This window comes from Bacillus sp. EB600 (genome assembly GCF_024494385.1).
In the GTDB taxonomy this organism is placed as follows: Bacteria; Bacillota; Bacilli; order Bacillales; family Cytobacillaceae; genus JAEVLT01.
This window is the reverse complement of the sequence record NZ_JAEVLT010000161.1, coordinates 1-477: the sequence shown is the minus strand read 5'-3', so window position 1 is coordinate 477 and position 477 is coordinate 1. Positions and strand designations below refer to the sequence as shown.

General features: G+C 39.4%; 2 protein-coding genes. Both read left to right on the top strand.

Features of this window, described 5'->3' with window-relative positions; translation table 11 throughout:
- A partial coding sequence (locus tag JN080_RS29155; protein WP_483861555.1) for an STAS domain-containing protein occupies nucleotides 1-177 on the top strand: 177 nt, incomplete at its 5' end.
- Between the two features lie 3 nt (nucleotides 178-180).
- Nucleotides 181-477: STAS domain-containing protein (locus JN080_RS29150; RefSeq protein WP_256239378.1), on the top strand; the 297-nt coding region annotated here is incomplete at its 3' end.

Here is a 477-nt window from a genome sequence, read left to right as displayed (position 1 = left end):
GCCGTAAGATTGGTAGGGGCAAAATGTTTAATCGTGGGAATCCGGCCGGAAATTGCTCAAACAATCGTAAATTTAGGCATTAATTTGAATCAAGTCATTACAAAAAACAGCCTGCAAAAAGGTGTGGAAGCTGCGTTAGAAATGACCAATCGCAAAATTGTTTCGGTAGGTGAGTAACAGATGACTGGGAGAATACCAATTTTAAAATTGTATAATTGCCTGCTCGTTTCGATTCAATGGGAACTAGATGATCAAACAGCCCTGCAATTTCAGGAGGATTTACTTTGTAAAATCCACGAAACCGAAGCAAACGGTGTAGTAATTGATTTAACGTCGATTGATATGATTGATTCATTCATTGCAAAAATCCTTGGCGACGTAATTAGTATGTCCAAGCTAATGGGGGCGGAAGTGGTTTTGACTGGAATCCAACCGGCTGTTGCAATTACATTAGTTGAACTAGGAATACACCTTCAA